Below are 22095 nucleotides of genomic sequence, written 5' to 3'. Positions count from 1 at the left end.
TAAATAGGGTATCAATTGAGAAAAAATTACAAGCAAACAGTATTCGATGAATTCACCGTATTGTTAAGAAACAAAACATTAAGACAAGAACTCAAAGTAACCTCCATATTATTTGCTTCTAAATAAATTTTCCCTTGAGAATTATAAGCAAGTGCATTAGCAATTACCTTAGTATCACTATGTTCATTAATGGATAATTTGATCCAAAATTCTTGATTAAAAGGGAGGGAACTAAACTGCTCAAGCTCATTTAGTTTTAGGGGTAAACTACCAGAATTGTAGTGTTTTCTGACCCAAACTAAAAGACATTGAAACAAGAGATCAGCCGTATAAGAATTAAAGGATTGAACACTAAACTGTCCTTGATCTTGTGCAGAAATTCGAGGTAAGTAACAGTTAAAAACAAGTTCGTTTTTATTAATTTCTAAGATTTTCTTAATTCCTTGAAATCTGGGCTGATGAAAAAGAACTCCTGCTTGATAGGGTTGTAAATTAAGGAAAGATTCCGTAACAGTCTGAATACTTTCCTCAAGTTTTCTCTCAGCTATTACTTGTTTAGTAATATTAATAATCCCCCGATAATGATAAAGGGGAATTCCTTTAGCGGTTTCACTCCAAATTAAGGCTTCAAATTTAATTTCATCTTCTGTTTTATCAACTTCAGTCAGATCCAAACAATACAAATTAGCTAAACTTTTATCAAAGACAACTCCTTTAAGCACCTGATAGTTATGACAACTTAAAAAACGATATCCTTGATAAAGTTGTTCGCAACTATTAGTGATCCATGCTAAGGCACACATCGCGGGTAAAACTGCATTTCCCCCGATGACATGATCATAAACGAAAGGGTTTCCTCGTAACGTCAACCGACGATATAAACGGTAACTATGCTTTTGCGGTGTAACCAGTTTAGGAGAAGGAGAAATAGGGTTACTCATCACAATAATTTGAGGGGTTTTAGCTTGAGTTTGGGTTAATTCTTCTGCTAACATTTGCGCCCCTGTTTGTTGAGGAATAACCTTAATATTTTGCTGCTCAAACAACTGTTTAAGCTGTGGTGTCACCATTCCCCCATCCCAAGGACCCCACCCAATAGAAACCACATGACATTTAGGATATTTTTGTTGAAGTAAATAAGCATACTTGTTCAAAATTTCGTTAGCTAAAGAATAGTCAGATTGACCGATATTGCCATAAAATGAAACAAAAGAAGAAAATAAGGCAATAAATTTTAATCGGTTAACTTCTAGGGAACCTAATAAACTATTTAACCCATCAATTTTGACACTATAAACCTTATCGAAATCCTGTTCAGTTTTGTTTTCAATTAATTTATCTGCTAACGTTCCCGCACCATGAATAATGCCCGTAATCTCTCCCCAACGTTGAATAATCGGTCTTAAAGTTGCTTTTACTTGCTGTGAATCGGTAACATTAACACTGCAATACTCGGCTTTTCCTCCTACTTTTTCAATCTCTGATAAGGTTTGCTTAATTTCCCGACTTTGACAGAGTTGTTGATACAGTGCTTGAACTTTTTTCGGAGTTGGTTTTTCATTTTGAGTTGCTAAATGTTGCATAATTTGCCTCTTTAACTCAGATTCATCTTGACAAGAAAGACTCCATTCAGGTTCAGGATCTAAAATTTGCGAACGACCTAATAAAATAAATTTACAATGATATTGTTGCGCCAAATAGATAACGCATTGAGCCGTAATTCCTCGGCCACCACCACTGACAATAACCACCGAAGATGAATTAAGTTGAGTATCATTAATCATGGGGAACATACCGTGTTAGTTGATAATTGATAGTTGATAGTTGATATTTAATAGTTAGTATATATTAGCTAAAAATCAGAATTTATACCGTAATTTATTTGAATAAATATAATTCTGTAGGGGCGCAATGCTCGCGCCCAGCTAATTTTATTCTAACTATTAACTTTTCCCTAATTACTGCTCAAAGAAGCTAATTCACAAGTCAAAGTCATTCGACCTTTTGGGGTATAACCCACCTCTTGAATTAAGCTATTAGGATCATGCAATTCAGCTAAAACAATTTGAGCCGTTGTCATTTCATCTAAGTCGGGACTAATATCTAGAGCGCGACAGAAGACCGATTCCCACTCTAGATTTAAGGTTTTCGTTAAGCCAAATAAACCGCCACTAATAGGGCTAAATTCTCGTTTTCCACTGAGACCAAATTCTCCATCTAAACGGGTTAAGCTGAGAAAACAACTGCGTCCTTGACTGGCCGCTTGCGTCAGAGAAGATTTAAGATGTTTGGCTAGTAAAAACACTTGTTTAACAATCGCTTGATCAGAATTAATTGAAGTCTCTTGATCTTGATTAAACCCCTGAGAGAGAGGATGTAAATGAATAAATGTGCCGATCAGTCCACAAGTTTTAAATATATCTCCCAATTGTGCTTGTAAATGTTCTTCACTTAAATGATTGAGAACAAAATGTCGAACCCCCGCAGGAAGAGAAGAACGCACAGGAATAAGGAATTGAGGGAAACTGAGAACCACAACTTGCCAGCCTTGGTTTAGCAAACTTTGAGCAACTTGGGCAGTAGTAGATGAACCATCATCGGTCACCAAACAGGTTTGATCAGGGGTTGAGGGAAAATCCCAATAATCAGGTGCAGCAAGGGGCTTCAGTTTCATTTGATAACGTCCAATATCACCGTGTTTTCGATGGTTAGACTGGGTAGAGGTAACAACTAAGCTATTTTTTTTTCTGTCACCATCATTTTCTCCCTCAAATACTGAACAATGTGGGCTAGGGTACGTTTTTCTGCTAATGCTTCAGGGCTAAGTTTGGGCAACCCAGAGAAAGCTTCTTGCAGACTTCCCATGATTTCTACCCGTTTGATCGAGTCAATGCCTAAATCTGCCTCTAAATCCATTTCTAATTCCAACATTTCCGTAGGATAGCCTGTTTTTTCACTGACAACCTCTAATAAGGCTTGACTTAGTGCATCATCTTGAATGGAGTCTAAAGAAGGTTCGCTCACTTCTGACACAGGTTCAGGTGTAGAGATGGCTGCAATGGGTTGACGAGGTTCTAAGTAGTTGACAATGGGGGAAATGTGAACAGGTTCAGGTTCGGGAGTCGGTAAGGGTTGAGGTGCAGTGTTTAAAGGTTGAGGTTCTGGAGTCCGTAAGGGCTGAGGTTCAGACTTAAAAGGGGTAGGATCAGGAAAGCTAACAGAGGAAACCTCTGAATTTTGCCGATCAAATTTTGAATTCTCCGAAGCAGCAGCAGGAGTAGAGAGTTCGTCAATTTGAGCAACTGCTGTCATCTCTTTTTGTTTGAATAACTGCAACACTGATTGAAAACTCTGGGATTGATGTTTAATGTACTCTTCGTGAACCTTGGCAAGACTCTGTTGATATTGGTAGAATGCCTGTAAAAGAGGGTTGATGTTGTTAGAAATAGCGTTGTTCATAGTCATGGTTACAGTTTGATCTCGAGAAACGATAGATAAATTGAGTGTTGGAATTTCCTCTGAAAGAGGCTGAGAATCAGAAGGATAAGGGTTGACGGAAGGAATAGAGGCTAAAATTTCCTCGTTTTCCGACCCTTTCACTTCCTCACACTTAGATTCAACCGTTTGGGAATCAACTGACGGTTCTATTTCCGCAGGTGAATCAGGTTGTAATGCAGCTCCGATCAAAGCTTTGGTTTTATCGCTGATGTAGTTGGTTGCATTCAGCTTCAGGATCATACCTTTGCGTTTGCTTGAAGGAGTCTTCACCGTCAAAGCTGCATTTTCCGGATCGTTTAACGGTAAACCTAAAACTCGAAGCTGCATTACTCCTTGTGAGAGTTGAACATCACTGTCCTTTTGCCGACTGGGGTTGAGTGCAATGGCCAGATGAGGGCGATCGCCTAAGATCTGTTTAACTAAGTTAGTGAGAATTTGGCGCGGTCCAATTTCCACAAAGCAATATCCGCCTTGAGCATAAATATTTTCAATTTGTTGGACAAACTGAACCGAATTCAACAACTGAGCTTCTAAAAGCTGACGCATCCCTGATAAATCTTTGGGATAAGGGGCCGCGGTCACATTAGCATAAACCGGAAGTTGGGGCGCATGAAACGTCACTTGATCCAACGCTTTCCCAAAGGGTTGACTAGCATGACGTACTAGAGAAGTATGAAAAGCAGCAGACACGGGTAAAGGCGTAACCTGATAGCCTTGAGAGCTTAAAATCTTCTCAATAGTGGCAATTTCTGAGGCTAATCCCGATAATACCACCTGTTCAGGTGCATTATAGTTAGCAATCTGCACATTGGCCATTCCTTCAACCCATTGCGCTATCTGAGATACTTTCCCCGTCACCGCTAACATCGCCCCTTGAGGGGTGGCTCCTTTCGGTGCGGCCATAGCCTGGCCTCTAGCTTGGATCAAGTAATAATAATCGTCGTCGGTGAAAACGCCTGCGGCCCAGAGTGCGGTTAATTCCCCAAAACTGTGACCGGCCACAAAATTTGGCTTAAATCCCGTCTTTTGCAACGTTTTATACAGTCCTACACTGAAAGCCCCGATCGCAGGTTGAGCATTTTCCGTCCGTTGCAGTAAAGAGGTTTGCCGTTTTTCGTCCACCTCGTTAAAGGTAGGAATCGGAAATAATCCTGCTGAAAGGGGCGTTAAACCCGCTTTAGCTCTCAATATGTCCAATTTTTGATAAGCGGTTTGGATTTCTGGCAAATTTAGGGCAATTTCTCGACCCATATTCAGGTATTGAGAACCTTGGCCGGGGAACAATGCTACGACTTTTCCCTCCAGTAATAACCCCGTCTTACGGTAATAAATACCTTGGGGATGTTCCCATGCCTCTGCTTGAGGCTGTTTTTGCAACTGTTTAACGGCTGCTTGTAGTAATTTAATAGCTTCCGCCAAGGAAGTCGCAACAAAGCCCACTCTAGCAACCTTTAAGGGAAGTTGAGCCGATTTGCTTTGATTTTGTAGTTCAATATAAACTTGTGACCCTTGGGGAGATTGCAACTGTTCTAGAGCTTTTTGACAAGTTTGTCTTAATTCTTCAGGATTTTGACCCCAGAGTAAAATTGATTGGGGACGGTGATGAATTCGATTTTCTCCTTGGGGTAATTTGGGCGTATATTCTTCTAACACCACATGATAATCAGTTCCCCCAAAACCAAAGGAACTAACCCCGGCTCGTCTCGGTGTCTCTCCTTTGGACAACCAAGGACGGGTTTCGGTGTTGAGATAAAAAGGCGAGTCTTCAATCTTAAATTTAGGGTTGGGTTCGGTAATGTTAATGGTAGCAGGAAGAATTTTATGATGTAAGGCCAAAGTCGTTTTAATTAAACTTGCAGCACCCGCCGCCGCCTTGGTATGACCAATTTGAGATTTGACACTACCCAGAGCAATCGTTTGCTTTTCTGCGTTATTTTCGCTAAAAACCTCATTCAGGGCTGTAAATTCACAAAAATCTCCTGCTGGTGTTCCAGTACCATGGGCCTCAACTAACCCCAAGGTAGCGGGAGAAAATCCCGCCTCTTGATAGGCACGCCGTAAGGCTCTAATTTGACCTTCAGGACGCGGTGCATAGATACTTTTAAAACGACCATCACTAGCAGTCCCGATGCCTTTAATTACTGCATAGATGCGATCTCCGTCTCGTTCTGCATCCTCAAGCCGTTTAATCACCAGCATTCCCAATCCTTCCCCTACCATCATGCCATCGGAGGTAGCATCAAAGGGATTGAGACAATCTTTCTTAGAAAAAGCTGGAGTTTTGCTAAAACACATATAGTTAAGGATGGAATTATCCGTGTCAAAGCCCCCTGTAAGCATCATGTCACAACGGCCTTCAATTAATTCACTGATCGCCATTTTTAAAGCACTTAAGGAACTCGCACAGGCTGCATCCACCACACAATTAGTTCCTCCTAAATCAAAGCGATTAGTAATACGACCTGCTACGACGTTTGGTAACATACCGGGGAAAGAATTTTCTTGCCAAGGCACATAGGCAGCCTTCATATTTTCGATAATTTTGTCGGTTTGTTCTTGAGATAAACCACTTTTTTGGCAAATTTTCTTCCAGAGAGGATATTGCAGACGACTGGTTAAGGGAGTAATGCTTTTCCAGAGTCCGCTTCCTCCTAAAATAACCCCTGTTGTTTCTCGATTAAACTCTTTTCCTTGGTTATAACCCGCATCTTCTAAAGCTTGTTTAGCCATCACTAAACCAAGTAAATGAGCCGAATCTAAAGCTTCTAACGTATCAGGTGGCAGACCAAATTCTAAGGGGTCAAAATCAATTTTAGGCAAAAAGCCCCCCCATTTACCATAGGTCTTATCTGGTGCTTTCGGGTCTGGATCATAGTAATCTTCTAAATTCCAGGCACTTTCTGGCACTTCAGTGATTCCATTCACTTTACCGAGAATATTTTGCCAATATTCCTGTAAATTCTTGGCTTTAGCAAATAAGGCCGACATTCCAATAATAGCGATCGGTGTTTTTTGTAAAGCAGTTAGGCTAGAGGTTGAGGATTGAGCAGACATTGTAGGTGTGTTCTCCAATCAATAATATAGCAGTCTGTAGAGACAACGAATAGTTCTTAAAGAATGAACAAAGAATTGTTTGATTCCCTTTAGCTTCAGTTTAGGCAGAGTTCCAAGTTTATACAATGGATGATCTACTCTCACAAATGGATGATTTTTAGTAAGCGTTCGGGGGGGGAAAAATCTGGTAACTAGAGCAGTCCATCACGCTCTTGGTGACGCCAATTCAAGTCTGAATTGCATCACTATCTGATCTACCTTTGGGGAATACCTCATTCGGGGTACGATAGTCAAGACATTTTCGAGGTAGCACTTTTGCCAAAGTATTCTCCTGACTTAATCAAACGGATTTAATATGAGTCAATGCCACGGACTGCTTGACACTCCCCCCTGAAAGGTTAGGAATCAGCAACACCAATAGGCACTAATTCCTCAAGAAGAATGAGGTAATCTTGTCCGATTTTTTCAATGGTCGTAGGAAGATGGAAATTACGAGAATATTCAATTCTTATCTCTAACTGACCATCTATGATTAGGAAAAAGAATTCAATCAATGTGGTACGTTTTTGATCCAGTGGCGATAAACGACAATCGCGCTCGCCATAAACAAACTCAAACAAGTCAGAGAGAGGAACCGAACGATTTCCCAGATAATTAGCCCTTACTGGGGTTAAATTACTATCAGGATAGAGATATTCAGGTAAAGACTCACCTATCCAATCATAAGTTACGCCATTCATTGGTAAGCTTTCAAACTGCTCATTGATGGTACTGATAGTTTTTTGCCAAGTCGTAGAAGTGGATAAATTAATGCCTATGGGAAAATTTACAGCATAATTGCCCATACTTTCCATAAAAGACTGACCTTCGCCTAAATCTCGCCCATGACTACGATGACTGATAACCACCTGTTTGCGTTGACTCCAATCACCTAATAAACGGTATAAAGGAGCAAGGAGAATAGGATAAAAGTTAGACTGATAATAAACCTTGCCTTGGCTTAATAACTGTTTAGTTTGCGCTTTACTTAGGACAAATCGCGCACTTTCGGCAGAAGCTTCAATATTTGGGCCTTTGACATGATCGACGGGGACTTCAAAGCGACTCTCTGCATCGGGAAATTGTTCCTTCCAATAATTCAAGTGTTCGTTCATTGTTCCTTTTTTCTCCTCATCCCTCAAGACTTGCACAAAATCTAAGTAAGACTGAGGATTAGGGTTAGGAAAAGTCGGATCACTTCCTACCAATAATTGATGATAGGCACTCCAAAGTTCCTTAAACAAGATGGTTGCACTTAACATATCGGCAATGATGTGGTGAGCGACCATCGTAATATCGTAGCAATAGGGACTAACTTTAACGACAAGAGTGGCAGTGAGTGGCCAACGGTCAATCTGGATTTTTTTAGCTAAATCTGACATTTGAGCTTGAATTTTAGCATTACGTTCTGCTTCTGTTAAGTGGCTTCCATCCCAATACTCTGCCAGGATAGGTTGAGGATCATTGATCAAGTATTGCTGCCATTTACCTTGATTTTGTAGGCAAACCGTCCGAAAAGCTTCATGACGTTGCACCAAAAGATTAGCAGCTTGATTGAAAATATCAAGATTCAAAGACTGATGATAGAGAAAACGAGTATAACCCAACCATTGATAGGGAGGTTCAAAATAGTTGACTAACCAACTTTGTGCCGGTCCAAGGGGGATAAGAGAAGGAGTAGGGGGAGCCGAGGGAGCAGCGGGAGCAGGAAGTAATTCGGCGGCTAATGCTTTACGGTCTAACTTTCCGTTATGATTCTTAGCAAGTTGTGGAAACCAAGCGAATCGTTGAGGAATCATATAATGGGGGAGTTTCTGCTCTAAATGTGCTTTGAGAACTCGGTTTTTGATTTTATCCCCCGATAAACAAGCAATTAATCGTTTTTGTCCTTCGCCGTAATCAATAGCTAAAACGGCGGCCTCGCGGACATTGGGATGAGTGGTTAAGATGCTCTCAATTTCCCCTAATTCAATGCGAAAACCCCGAATTTTGACCATATTATCGATACGTCCATGATATTCCAGCGTACCATCGGGTAATTCCTTGACTAGATCACCTGTCCGATAAATATAGTCACCAGAGACATCAGAAAAAGGATTAGAACAGAACGCTTTAGCGGTTTTTTCAGGATCTTTGAGGTATCCTAACGCTAATTGTACGCCACCAAGCCAAAGTTCTCCCATTTCCCCTTGTTTAACCGGTTGCATCTGATCATCCAACACTTTGAGATAGACATTATCGATCGCTTTTCCGATGGGAATTTGGCTGCTGGTGCGTTCGTCAGGACGTTCTGTAATAATATGGTAAGTCACATCAATTGAGGCTTCTGTCGGTCCATAAAGATTGGCTAAACCTGTCTTTAATCCATAACAATCAAGCCATTTTTGGATAAAAGACATGGGTAAAGCTTCCCCACTAAAGATTAACCAGCGTAGATCAGGAAATGTCCAAGATTCGTTTTCAATCGCACTGATAAATTCCCCAAAAAGGGAGGGAACAAAGTGCATTACATTAATTTTAGTCTTTTTAATCCATGCAGCAAATTCCCAAGGATTTAAGACTACTTCGCGTTTGACGGGACATATTGTTGCACCTTCCATTAACGTCCAGAAAATTTCCCATACGGAAATATCGAAGCAAAAAGAGGTGCGTTGTGCGATGCGATCGCCTGTTTTCAGGGAAAATGTTTTTTGCATCCATTCTAGACGATTCATATAACCGCGATGGTTTAACATTACCCCTTTTGGCCGTCCTGTTGATCCAGACGTATAAAGAATTACCATTAAATCCTCAGGACGATTACAAAGATTTATGGATTCTTTACTGTGTTTTTGCCAGATAGAAGTGGTAATCTGAGTTAAATCATTAATTTTGTTTAATCTTTCTCCTTCATCTAAAAAGAGGATGGTTTGCAAGGGTAAAGGTTCTGTCACACAAGAAATTAACTGTTCACTTACCTGATGTTCGGTAAGTAAAATCTCGATAGTGGCATGATGAAGAATATAACGCAATCTTGCGACGGGATAATCGGGATCTAAGGGTACATAACAGCCACCGGCTTTAAGAATTCCCAAAATACCAATAATCATGCCTGGATTTCGTTCCGTCATAATTCCTACTCTGGTATTGGGGTTAACACCTTGAGTCTGTAAATAAGCAGCAACTTGATTAGAAAGATGGTCTAATTGTTGATAAGTTAGGGGACAAGTCTCATCTAAAACAGCGATCGCATCAGGGGTTAATTGTGCTTGTTTAATAATTTTATAGTAGGGAATTTCGGGGGAAAAAGCCATAAGAATAATCCTCTATTAGATGTTAGGTGGTAGGGGCGCAAGGCTTGCGCCCATTGGTCTTTTAAAAGGTAGCCATTAAGGACTGATAACGAACCTTCGCTGATTGAGGTATAGCCGGACAAAAAAAGTTCAGGATATCATAAATATTTGTGGATTCCTACCTACCGCAGGAATGACATATTTTTCTTCGTCCTAACATTAATTTGTCGGGCTATATTTTACGAATAGCTGTTGACGATTGAAGGTTGAGATGGGGCTAAAATAGCAGCCATTTCTTGTAAAGTTCGACAATTTAAAAGGTCTTGGCGATATTGTTTGCCATAAATCCCTTCTAGCTTGGTAACAAGGCGAATGCGTTCTAAAGAATCTAGTCCTAAATCTGCCTCCAAATCATCACTCATTTCTTCTTCTTCAATTGTCCAATGACAAATTTTGGAAGTTATTTGTCGTAGCATTTCTTCAATCTCTGTATTAAGAGAAATAGACGAAGAATGAGAAATAATAACTTGATCTTGGACGGGTAAATTGGCTAGTTCTTCAATTTGGCTGACATAGGCTGTCATTAATTGATCTATTAGCAATAAGTCAAAGTGATGGTAATCGTAACTTGCAAATAAATGAAGACGATTATTAAATATTTCTTGCAAAATATCAATTGTTCCAGTTGCGTTCATTCCTCCTGCTTGATAGTCAGTAATTGATAAAGCATCATACTGAGGTTGAAGGTGAGTTTGTCCCGTATAAGGAAGGTATAAATTAGACTTTAAAGCCTCCTGTATTAAAGAAAGACTATGAGGGGGAATTTTACCCTTTTCTAGGGTAATATTGTCTCGAAAAATTGTTCCCATTTGACGAGTTTGCGCCCGATCTAAACCTGTGCCAATATGTTGTTGTACAGTTTGCTGAATTTGGCTTAAAAAGGTCGGCCAATCTTGCTCAGATTGAGGTTTAGTAAAACTTAATGCCAGATTTTGAGCAAAACTACTAACCACACCTGTTGCATCTACTTCGGGGTAAATTCGTCCACTGGTGGGAATCGAAATTCCGATATTTTCAGCTTTTGAATCTATTTGTGACATAGTTTTTAGAAATGCACCTAATAATAGTGCATTCATCGGGACTCGCCATTGACGGGTTTTGTCGATTAATTGAGAGGTAGTTTCTGCTGAAAGTAGATACTTTTGATTGTAAAAGAGAGGAGATTTTTGAGCATTTTTCTGCTGTTTAGGTTGCCAACGATAGGACATTCCAGACACAGCATTATTGTATTCTGCTAAGGCTCGATCTTCCTCAATATCTTGCCAATCGTTCATTAATTGAACCTGTTTTCGATAATCTTCTACAGTCAATGTAGGGGGAAGATTTGGCGTTTCTTTAGCAACTATAGCCCGGTAAATTTCCAAGAATTCCCGAATTATGACATGGTTACTTAAACCATCCGAAATTAAGTGTTCATTCCCTAAAAATAATTGATGAATTTGATCAGATAATTTAAGAACAGAAAATCCATGCAGTGGCCATTGCGTTAAAGACCAGTTATAGTTTAACCAATGATAGATTTCTTCTTCAATTTTCTCCCCTTGTTCATCGGGAGTTAAAGTGGTGAAATCTTTAACAATAATTTCAGGAGGAATGGGGTTTTCTAGCACTTCTAATTGATAGTCTGCAAAGCAGGTGGCATCTTCTCGAATCTGAAATTGCGCCCGTAACATGGGATGTCGATTAATTAACAGTTTCCATGCTTGTTGAGCAATATTTAAGTCAAATTCTCCTGCAATTTTAACCTTAGTAAATAAACTATTAGAATTGAGACTCCAATAACTCATTAACAAGGGAATTTGACTATGGAGAATAGGAACCAGATTCGAGGATTGTAGTTGGAGGTTTTTGGTTTGTGGTTTGGGGTTAGAGATTTGAGATTTGGGGGATGAAGTATGAGATTGAAGAATGGTTAATAATTCCTGAAGATTGGAGACTTGCATTAAATGGCGTAGGGAAAAGGTTTCACTAAATTGACTACGTTGTTCTTCAGGAATTAATGATAGTAACCCGTTCATTAATTGGGTCATCATAATAGAATCTAACCCTAAATCTGCTTCCAAGGAAACATTCAAACTCAATTGCTGAGGATTTAAACCCGTAATTTTACTTATTAAGGCAATTAATTGACTTTCTAAGCTTTCAGCCTTGGTTTCGTCTTGTTTTTGGGTTGGGCGCAAGTCTGGTACCCCTACAGTTTCTCTTTCTTGGCTTTGGTGTAAGTCTTGTTCTTCTACGGTTTCTGTCTCTTGGGTTGGGCGCAAACTAGGCTCCCCTACGGTTAACCAGTAGGGTTGTTTTTGGAAAGCATAAGTAGGTAAAGGAAGACGAAGACGAGCATAATCTTTATCAAAGCCATTCCAATCAATATTAACCCCAGAAACGGCTAATTTTGCCACACTTTGTAATAAAATTTGCCAATCATCCTGTCCTCGTTGTAGGGAAGATAACCACAGATAATCAGGGTTTGCTAAGGTTTTTTGACCCAATCTCGTTAAAATCGGATGAGAGCCGATTTCAATAAATAGATTATAACCTTGGCTGGCTAAGGTTTCTATTGCTGGGGCAAATTGGACGCATTGACGCACTTGTTGACACCAATAGTCCTCTGTTACTGCTTGGCTGATTTCTTCACCTGTGACGGTGGAAATCCAATCTAATTGGGGTGTTTTATAGCTAATTTTAGCAGCGATCACTTTAAATTCTGCTAATATCGGTTGCATCATCCCGGAATGAAAAGCATGAGATACCTGAAGCAGACGCACTTCAATGCTTTGTGATTCTAAATCCGCTTTAATCCGATTAATCGCTTCCTTGTCACCCGAAATAACGATATTTTCCGAACTATTGATAGTGGCAATCTCAACTTGATCCCCATAAGGAGAAATAACAGATTTTACTGTTTCAATAGGGGCAAATATGGCCGCCATTGCGCCTTTTTGGGGTAAAGACTGCATTAAGCGTCCTCTTTCGGCAATTAACTTGATTCCCTCTTCGAGAGAATAAACCCCTGCAACACAAGCGGACACATATTCCCCCACACTATGACCTAAAACCCCATCAGGTTTAATGCCCCAAGACTGCCATAATTTATATAATGCGTATTCAATGGCGAATAGGGCGGGTTGAGTATAAGCAGTTTGGTCTAATAAGCTAGAATCACTGTATAAAACCTCTAATAAGGACTTTTCTAGGTAAGGTTGCAATAAGCGATCGCATTCCTCTAACGCGTGACGAAAGGTGGGTTGAGTTTCATACAGTTGTCGTCCCATGTCTGCATACTGAGAACCTTGTCCTGTAAACAAGAAAGCAATCTTATTTTGACGACTTTTTGCAACTGCTTGGCTGAAAACATTCAAACAAGGTTGTTTTTGCGTAAATGCTGTTAAAGAGTCCTTGGCTTCAAGGGTTGATTTTGCCAAAATTGCCAGACGATGGTTAAATTGTCCTCGTCCCGTGTTGGCACTAAAAGCTAAGTCTGCTAGGTTTAATTGAGGATTTTTCTCTAAATAGTTGACCCATTTTTGCGCTAAATCATCTAAAGCATCGTCGCTTTTCGCTGATAGAGTGAGTAAATGAGCAGGACGATCCACTTCAGAAGGATTAAAGCTTAATTGAGGCGGTTCTTCGATGATAATGTGGGCATTTGTGCCACTCAATCCAAATGCACTAATTCCGGCCCTTCTAGGTTCTTCTGTTCGCTGCCAAGGCAGAGAAGCGGTAGGAATTTTGAGAGCGGTTGCAGCAGCCGCTAAATCAGGATTAAGTTCTTTAAAATGAAGATGGGGGGGAATTTCTTGATTTTTTAGGGATAAAATGACTTTTAATAGGCTGGCCATCCCGGCTGCAATTTCTAGGTGGCCGATATTCGTTTTTACTGAACCCACCATTAAGGGGTTATCAGTGGAACGATCTTTGCATAGTACATTGTTAATCCCCCGTACTTCAATAGGGTCGCCTAACGCTGTTCCTGTCCCGTGTGCTTCTAAATAGCTAATTTGTTCGGGTTTTACTTTTGCATTCTCCAATGCTTGACGAATAACTGCCATTTGCGCTGATCCATTGGGAACCGTTAAACCACTACTGGGGCCATCTTGATTGACCGCCGAGCCTCTAATTACGCCTAAAATGTTGTCTCCATCGCTTATAGCATCAGAAAAGCGTTTTAAGACCACCATTCCACAGCCTTCCCCTCTCACATAGCCATTTGCATCTTTATCAAAGGTTTTACAACGACCATCAGGGGACAAAGCGCGGGTTTTAGAAAGATATAACGTCACCTCCGGGGATAACATTAAACTAACTCCCCCTGCTAAAGCTAAATTTGACTCTCTATTGCGTAAGCTTTGACAAGCCAGATGTACCGTGACTAAAGAGGTAGAACAGGCGGTATCAATGGCTAAACTCGGTCCTTGTAGCCCTAAAAAATAGGATAAGCGACCTGAAGCGAAACAAAACGCATTTCCTGATCCCGTATAAGCATCAATGGGAATTTGTTGCTTAATTTGCCGTTTTGCGTAATCATCCAAGCCAATGCCCACAAATACGCCTGTTTGCGTCCCTGTCAGCTTCTGAGGTGCAATTCCGGCATTTTCTAACGCTTCCCAACTTACCTCTAATAATAATCGTTGTTGAGGGTCTAGTGCGATCGCCTCCCGCGGAGTCATCCCGAAAAATTGCGGATCAAATTGATCTACCGCGTCAATAAACCCACCATAACGAGCATAAGTTTTGTTAGGAAGATCGGGATTTTCGTCATAATAAGCCTCAGCATCCCATCTTTGGCTAGGAACAGGGACAATTGCTTCTTTTCCCCTTGATAATAGCTCCCAAAACGCCTCTGGACTATTTGCACCCCCCGGAAAACGACACCCCATGCCAATAATAGCGATCGGTTCATTTTTTTGCCGTTCTAAGGCTTCAATCTTGTTACGAGCTTCTTTAAGCGCAATAACTGCTTTTTGTAACGGCGTTAATTCTGTTTTCTGGTGATGAGAACCCATGATGTTAAAATGCTCCTTAGATATTAGGTGTGAGGTGTTAGGTATTCAGATAACTGATAAGTAGGTAGGCACAATTATTTGTAGGATGGGTTAGCGGTAGCGTAACCCATGCGGGCGTTGGGTTTCATGCTTCAACCCAACCTACGTTCATTTTATATTTAATTCCACCCACCTACTTAACTGATAGCTGTTCACTGTTAAAGTAATGCTTCTAATTCCGCCAATTCTCGCTCCATTAGGGCTTCTGTTTCTACTTCTGACAGCGACTCCAATTCAGCAAGGGCTTGGTGGAGTACTACAACGTCCGTTGACTCGGTTTCCGAAGAAATCTGAGAATTTTCTGAATTATCTTGCCAAGCAAATACTTCTTGGACAAAATACTGCACCACATCACCAATAGTGGGATACTCAAAAGCAAAGGTGGAAGGTAAAGAGACAGAAAATAAGCCTTCTAGACGATGTTTCAGTTCTACGGACATTAAAGAATCCATTCCCATCTCAAAGAACCCTTTATCAGTATCTGGTAAAGTATCTCCGTGAATTCCTAAGACTTGCGCTACTTCTTGCTGTAAACGAGTGGTTAATAGGGTGACTCGTCGGTGAGGAGGTTTTTTTTGGATGGTTTGGGGGAAATTCTCGACCGTTTGCCCAAAATTATCCTGATCTTGCTTGAATAACGCTTCTAAGAAAGCCACCCGTCCTTTTGCTGCAACAATCGTTTTAAACTTAGACCAATCAATCTCTGCTACCATTGTTTGAGTAACATTACCATGGATTAGAGCATCTAAAGTATCCAAGGCTAAATTAGGTTGTAATGGATTGATTCCCAGGCGTTTTAAGCCTTCTTCATAGCCTTGCGTGGCCATTCCCCCTTTAGCCCAAGGTCCCCAGTTAATGCTTAACCCTGTGAGTCCAGACTCTCGACGGTAGTGCATTAAACCATCTAAGAAATGGTTGGCAGCGGCATAGTGAATTTGACCTCGTGATCCGATTAAAGCAGATATGGAAGAGAAACAAACAAAGAAATCTAAGGATAAATCTTGAGAAAGTTGGTGTAAATTCCAGGCTCCTGCTGCTTTAGGATTAAATACGCTCTCAAAACAATGGAAATCCATCTTGTCAATGGTGCGATCGCTTAAAACCCCTGCCGCATGAATAATACCCTGTAAGGGAGGACAATTTTCTTGAATTTGGTGAAAAAGTTGACGGGTTTGTTGATAATCACTGACATCAGCGGCAATTACTTGAATAGTAGCCCCTTTATCCTCTAAAGCTTTGATTTTTACCTGTTTATCCGTTGAATGGTCAGCTAAGGCTCGCCGACTGGTTAAGATTAAATGATTTGCACCTTTTTCAATTAACCAATCTGCTAAACTTAATCCTAAAGAGCCTAAGCCACCAGTAATGAGATAACTGGCTTCTGTCTTTTTAAAATTGATGTTTGAGCTTTTTATTGCTTTATTAGGTACTAAACGGGCAACATATCGTTGATGATCCCGAAAAGCGATGCGATCTTCTCCTAGATTTTCTGTTATTTCAGCAATAATTGCTTGAGACGATGGTTGTTTTTCTTCTAAATCAATCAATCCTCCCCATAAATTGGGATATTCAAGGGCAATGACTTGACCCATTCCCCATAAGGACGTTTGCGCTATTTTAAGCGGTTTAACAGCATCATTCACCGGTTGTGCTTGTTGTGTTATGACCCAAAGTTTAGGGGGTTCTTTAGTTTTACATTCAGCTAAAGCTTGTGTTAGATACAATAAACTGGCATAAGAACGAGTTTGAGAGGGTTGGGAGTTAATATCGCTGTCTAACCCCCATAAATAGACCACTTTGGTGATCGGTTCAGTTAGCTCTTGTAACAACCGTTGAAAATCCTTAACATTATTAGGATTAATTTGATAATGACCTGACACCAACTTCTGATAAGTTTGACCAGAAGACACCAAAATATAAGCATCATTTAGCGTTGTTGCTAAGGCTTTACCAACTCCTTGATTATCATTAAAAATTAACCACCGTTCTCCTTGAGAAGGCTTATTTTTTAAGTTTAAAGGACTGAGTTGCCATTCCACTTGATAACAGTTTTTACTCACATCCTGTAGGATAGGCATTTTGCCTGTTATTGTTGCATCTTCCCCAACAAATAACTGTAATAATTGTGGTAAAAACTGCTTGACTTCAGGTGATAATTGATCACTTTGATTTAACTGTTCTGTTAGTTGTTCAGTTTTGCCTTCAACTAATAAATTAAGTAAACTAGAAGCAGAAGAAACAGACTTAAATTGAGGTTTAGCATCACTTACCCAATAAGATTCATGTTGCCAAGGATAAAGCGGTAACTTAACAAACTGACAATTTTCGGGATATAATTTTTCCCAATTAATCGACTGTCCCCAAGTGTAGAGCTTTCCTAAAGAATTTAATAGCGTTCCCCGTTCAGAATGTTCTCGTCTTAGAGAGGGTAAAACAAATCCCTCAGTATCTTGTTCTCGCAAGGTACTTTTAATATATCCCAATAAAACAGGATGGGGGCTGATTTCAACAAAGATAGTATGACGAGATTTAATCATTGCTTCAATCGCAGGGTTAAAACGTACCGTCTGACGCATATTTTGTCCCCAATAAGCGGCATTAAATAATGTCCCCTCTTGTTGATCACCTGTTACGGTTGAGAAAATTGGTATGGTGCTTTTTTGAGGCTTAAGCTCTCCTAATTTTTTCACTAACTTATCCGCAAAAGTAGTCATTTGTTGACTATGAAAAGCATAATTAACAGGGAGTTCTTTGTAGAAAATATGAGGATGGTTTTGGGACAATTCAGCAATTAATTGATCGAGCGATTGAGACTCCCCAGATACAACCGTTGAATAAGGACTATTAATGGCAGCAATTTCTAATTTATTTTCCCAAGCAGCCATTAAATTTTCTACCTCATTAACAGGTAATTCAATCGCAAGCATTTTTCCATTTCCTGTTGCTTGCTGCATCAACTGTCCGCGCTGACAAATCAAATGAATGGCTTCCTCAAGAGTTAGAATTCCCGCAAAATGGGCGGCTGCAACTTCTCCCAAGCTGTGACCAACCACAGATTTAGGATTAATCCCCCAAGATTGCCATAATTTAGCTAATCCAACTTGTAAAGCGAATAAAGCAGGTTGAGAAACTTCTGTTTCTTGTAAACGAGATTGAGCTTCAGACGCATTAAATTCCGCTAATAATGACCAGTTAGCATACTTTTGAATCAAAGTATCACATTGTTTAATAACAGAGCGAAAAACCGGTTCTGTTGCTAATAATTCCCGTCCCATTGCCCACCATTGAGGTCCTTGGCCAGAAAAGACAAAAGCAATGTTGGTTTTACGTTTTGAAGGCTTAGATTGAGTCGATAAATCAATCGTTTCTAACTCTTTTAAACCCTTCAATAATTCTTCAGGAGAATGAACCAGAACTGCCTGACGATGAGCATGATGAGTCCGTCTTAAACTAGCACTATAACAAAGATTCTGGACAAATTCAGCGGTTAAAGCTTGATCTTTCAGGAAATCTTCATAATTTTGAGCTAAATCTCTAACCGCTTCGTGACTATGGGCAGATAAAGGAAGTAAATGAGGGAAAGTTAAGGAAATTGGTTCTTGGTGAGATAAATTAGCTTCTTCCAAGATAAGATGAGCGTTTGTTCCCGAAAATCCAAAAGAACTAATTCCCACCTTGGCGGTTGTTTCCTGTTGTGGCCAGGTAATTAAAGATGATTGAAGCTTAAGGGGTAACTTATCAAAGGGAATATAAGGATTCGGCTTGTTAAAATGCAGACTGGGCGGAATTTGCTTGTTTTTCAGGGAAAGTGCCATCTTAATCACACTGGCAATTCCTGCCGCTGCTTCGAGATGTCCTATATTACTTTTTACCGATCCCACCAAACAAGGATTATCCTTGTCTCGTCCTTCTTCTAACACAGCTCCCAAGGCCATCGCTTCGATGGGATCGCCTAAAGATGTTCCCGTCCCGTGTAATTCCACATAATTAAGCTCTTTTGGCTCAATTTCGGCATTTTTCAAGGCTGATCGAATCAAGCTTTCTTGTGCCGGTCCATAAGGAACCGTTAACCCCTTGCTGCGTCCATCATGATTAATAGCAGTTCCTCTAATTAACGCATAAATGGAATCCTTATCTGCGATCGCTTGAGCCAACGGTTTGAGAATAATACAACCGACTCCCTCACTTCGCACATATCCATTGGCGCTTTCATCAAAGGTTTTGCAACGTCCATCAGGAGACAAGGCTTTCAATTTGCTTAACGCAATATGACCAATAGGGGATAAAATCAGGTTAACCCCTGCTGCGATCGCCATTGAAGACTCATCATTCCATAAACTTTGACAAGCGAGATGCACTGCGACCAAAGAGGAAGAACAAGCCGTATCTACCGCTAAACTAGGACCTTTTAAGTTAAAAAGATAGGAAAGACGACCGGCTGCGATATTTGTGCAGTTTCCTGTTAAATCATAGCCTTGAGGTTGGTGGCTATATCCTGCATGAATGCGACTATAATCGTTTGTGGCAATTCCCACAAATACACCTGTTTTCGATCCTGCTAATTGTTCCCGTGTTATTCCTGCATCTTCAATGGTTTCCCAAGCTACTTCTAAGAGTAAGCGTTGCTGAGGGTCCATTAATAAGGCTTCTCTAGGAGAAATCCCGAAAAAATTAGGATCAAACCCATCAACTTGCGATAAAAATCCCCCATGACGAGAATTCATTTTCCCCTGTGTTTCGGGATTCTCATCATAATATTCATCAATATTCCAGCGCTCCTTAGGAATTTCGGTGATGCCGTCAATTCCCTTTGATAATAATTGCCAGAATTCCTGAGGATTATTGGCTTGAGGAAAACGACAGCCAATCCCAATAATTGCAATAGGTTTCATAGTTGAGAGATCCGTAAGTAATAGACAGCAATTGCGGAGGGTTAAAGGTAAAAGATGCTATCTTGTGATTTTTTATTTTATCTTTTACCCTAAGTGATTGACCCAAATTTAGACACCAATAGGCATTTTTTCGGGCGATCTTTTCACTTCTTCTTTTAGCCAAGAATTCAGTTGAGGACGATAACGATAGTTGGTAAATTCTTGGCGAGTTTGTTCAATTTGGCTATTATCAGAAAGCTTACAAGTCAAATACTTATAAACCATTTCCGTAATGGCAGATTGAAGGGCGCCATTAAGATGTCCAAACAGATAGGACAGATTTTTGCGATTGAGAAAAGCTGAAAAACCAAATCCTTTCCAGAGGAACTTTGCATACCAAACTGCTGTATAAAAACTGGTCGCTTTAATTCCAGCGAAAACATTGCACCGTCGTGGTTCAAATTTAGTGTTTTCGATAAAGTCATCGAAGTGTTTGAGGGTATGATAACCCCAGATTAATTGATCAGTACGATGAGCATCCATAAAACCAATATTTTTATTCTGCTCAACTAATTGGTTAAATTGTTCATAGAGATGATGCCAATATCCTTTTATATCCGCTTGAACTTTTGGCACATAACGGGAAATAAAGCCAGTATCTAAATGCCATTTGCCGACATAAAGGGGAATTTGAATCCCAAACCACCACATATATTCGGCATAAATACGCCAACTCATGATACTAGCATGACCTAATTGTTTATCATGGTGTTCAATGAGATGATTATTCAATCGAGTATAGGTAAGGTTAAAGTCATTGTAAGCCGCCCGTTTTTCTTCTGTATCCGCTTCTCCTGCAAGTTGAGAACGAATAATTTCCGTGATACTTTCAATCGCAAAAGCGATCATACTTGTTCCCAAAGAGTAAAAGGGATCAAAAATACAAGCAGCATCTCCAACTACATACCAATTATCTTGAGAAAACATCGTTTTGCTAGTATGGGAAACTCTAGGAAGATAATGAAAATCGACATTTTCGCCAGAGGTGAATAAGCGATAAAGTAGATTGTGATTGGCTTTTAGGAAAGCATAAAACTTCTCTTGAGTATTAATTTGGTCGTTGGCGATAACACTGCGATGTTGAGCAATTCCAATAGAGATTTCTTGGGAGTCTTTTTCTGTGGGAATCATCCATAACCAATGACCATGACCAAACCAATGATTGGTTGCATAGTAATGGCTACAAGTTGCTCCATAAGGGTCATAACCATCATGAAAAATGGTGCGATCTATATTTTTAACCCGTACCCAAGCCGATCCCGTATCAACTCCAAATAAATTATCTGCACCTACAATAACGTTATCAGTTTTATGGCCAATAATAAACTTACGTCCTGCTGCATCAACAAGGTGTTTTGCTCTCAGTTCGTGATAATTTACGTCAATCATTTTAACTTTGACGGTGTGCATCTCATCAGTAGGAGTAATGTCCACATCAACCACACGCCCTTGATAGAAACTTGCTCCCATTTTCTTATTCATTTTGAGCAAATCCCGTTCAAACTTTGCCCGATTCATTTGAAACGTGCCAAGGGGAAATTGTCGATTCGCCCAAATGTGATAATAATCATCAATGGTGTCAGTTTTATCTGCATCTTTTGCCCAATGAAAATTAAGAGCATATTTAGGGGGATGATTTTCGATCATATATTCGTATAACCCCAATTCTTTGCAAACAAATAAGGTGGCAATTTCCACCATTGATTCGCCAATTTTGAGGTCTTTATTAGTTCTTTCTTCTGGACGAGGATCGATGAGTGCAATTTTAATGTTGGGAACATTTAGAAGTAAGTGTCTTGCTTGACAGACCCCGGCGAAACCTGCTCCCATAATCACAACATCATACTCATTAGTGTTAGTAGCAACCATTGGTGAAATTCTCCTAAAATGTGATGAGGAAGAGAGTGAATAAGAAAGAATACAAGAAAAAGTTAAAGATATAATTCTCCTAGTCGGGTTGCTAATTCAGCAATGGTGGGATAGTTAAAAATGACCACAGGATTTAATTCCTTTCCGAGCCATTTTTCTAAGCGTCCTAATAAAACTAACGCTTTTCGTGAGTCGAGTTCATAATTATCAAAAGGTTCTTCAATATCAATGTCATCAAGGTCAACATCGAGTTGTTGAGCAAACTGATCAACGAGCCAGTTTTGAATGTCTTCAACGGTAGAAGGAGATTGAACAGTTGTCATCATGGGT

General features: G+C 40.0%; 8 protein-coding genes. All 8 read right to left on the bottom strand.

Annotated features, from left to right (window positions below; translation table 11 throughout):
- Positions 1-26 precede the first annotated feature (26 nt).
- Positions 27-1784, bottom strand: coding sequence for an SDR family NAD(P)-dependent oxidoreductase (locus O9290_RS01015; protein WP_288086608.1), 1758 nt, complete (start codon positions 1782-1784; stop codon positions 27-29).
- 170 nt (positions 1785-1954) lie between these two features.
- A complete protein-coding gene (locus O9290_RS01010; RefSeq protein ID WP_287109102.1) occupies positions 1955-2674 on the bottom strand; it encodes a Rossmann-fold NAD(P)-binding domain-containing protein in 720 nt (239 codons plus the stop codon).
- Positions 2675-2730: 56 nt separating this feature from the next.
- Complete coding sequence (locus O9290_RS01005; RefSeq protein WP_288056322.1) at positions 2731-6552, bottom strand: beta-ketoacyl synthase N-terminal-like domain-containing protein; 3822 nt, start codon at positions 6550-6552, stop codon at positions 2731-2733.
- Between the two features lie 398 nt (positions 6553-6950).
- On the bottom strand, positions 6951-9884 hold the full coding sequence (locus O9290_RS01000; RefSeq protein WP_288056325.1) for an amino acid adenylation domain-containing protein: 2934 nt from the start codon (positions 9882-9884) through the stop codon (positions 6951-6953).
- A 218-nt stretch (positions 9885-10102) separates the two neighbouring features.
- Positions 10103-14926: a type I polyketide synthase gene (locus tag O9290_RS00995; protein ID WP_288056328.1), complete on the bottom strand. Its 4824-nt coding sequence runs from the start codon at positions 14924-14926 to the stop codon at positions 10103-10105.
- A gap of 197 nt (positions 14927-15123) precedes the next feature.
- A complete protein-coding gene (locus tag O9290_RS00990; protein WP_288056331.1) occupies positions 15124-19857 on the bottom strand; it encodes a type I polyketide synthase in 4734 nt (1577 codons plus the stop codon).
- Positions 19858-19965: 108 nt separating this feature from the next.
- A complete protein-coding gene (locus tag O9290_RS00985) occupies positions 19966-21765 on the bottom strand; it encodes an NAD(P)/FAD-dependent oxidoreductase (protein WP_288056333.1) in 1800 nt (599 codons plus the stop codon).
- 62 nt (positions 21766-21827) lie between these two features.
- Positions 21828-22091, bottom strand: a complete 264-nt coding sequence (locus O9290_RS00980; protein WP_002761907.1) for an acyl carrier protein — start codon at positions 22089-22091, stop codon at positions 21828-21830.
- Between the last annotated feature and the right edge of the window lie 4 nt (positions 22092-22095).

The organism is Microcystis sp. LE19-41.2A (assembly GCF_027530405.1).
In the GTDB taxonomy this organism is placed as follows: Bacteria; Cyanobacteriota; Cyanobacteriia; order Cyanobacteriales; family Microcystaceae; genus Microcystis; species Microcystis aeruginosa.
The sequence above is the reverse complement of the archived record's forward strand: the minus strand, read 5'-3'. Positions and strand labels throughout refer to the sequence as shown.

Excerpts from the sequence above, each read along its gene's own strand:
- O9290_RS01015 (WP_288086608.1), bottom strand. The coding sequence starts at position 1,784 with ATGATTAATGATACTCAACTTAATTCATCTTCGGTGGTTATTGTCAGT.
- O9290_RS01010 (WP_287109102.1), bottom strand. The coding sequence starts at position 2,674 with ATGAAACTGAAGCCCCTTGCTGCACCTGATTATTGGGATTTTCCCTCA.
- O9290_RS01005 (WP_288056322.1), bottom strand. The coding sequence starts at position 6,552 with ATGTCTGCTCAATCCTCAACCTCTAGCCTAACTGCTTTACAAAAAACA.
- O9290_RS01000 (WP_288056325.1), bottom strand. The coding sequence starts at position 9,884 with ATGGCTTTTTCCCCCGAAATTCCCTACTATAAAATTATTAAACAAGCA.
- O9290_RS00995 (WP_288056328.1), bottom strand. The coding sequence starts at position 14,926 with ATGGGTTCTCATCACCAGAAAACAGAATTAACGCCGTTACAAAAAGCA.
- O9290_RS00990 (WP_288056331.1), bottom strand. The coding sequence starts at position 19,857 with ATGAAACCTATTGCAATTATTGGGATTGGCTGTCGTTTTCCTCAAGCC.
- O9290_RS00985 (WP_288056333.1), bottom strand. The coding sequence starts at position 21,765 with ATGGTTGCTACTAACACTAATGAGTATGATGTTGTGATTATGGGAGCA.
- O9290_RS00980 (WP_002761907.1), bottom strand. The coding sequence starts at position 22,091 with ATGATGACAACTGTTCAATCTCCTTCTACCGTTGAAGACATTCAAAAC.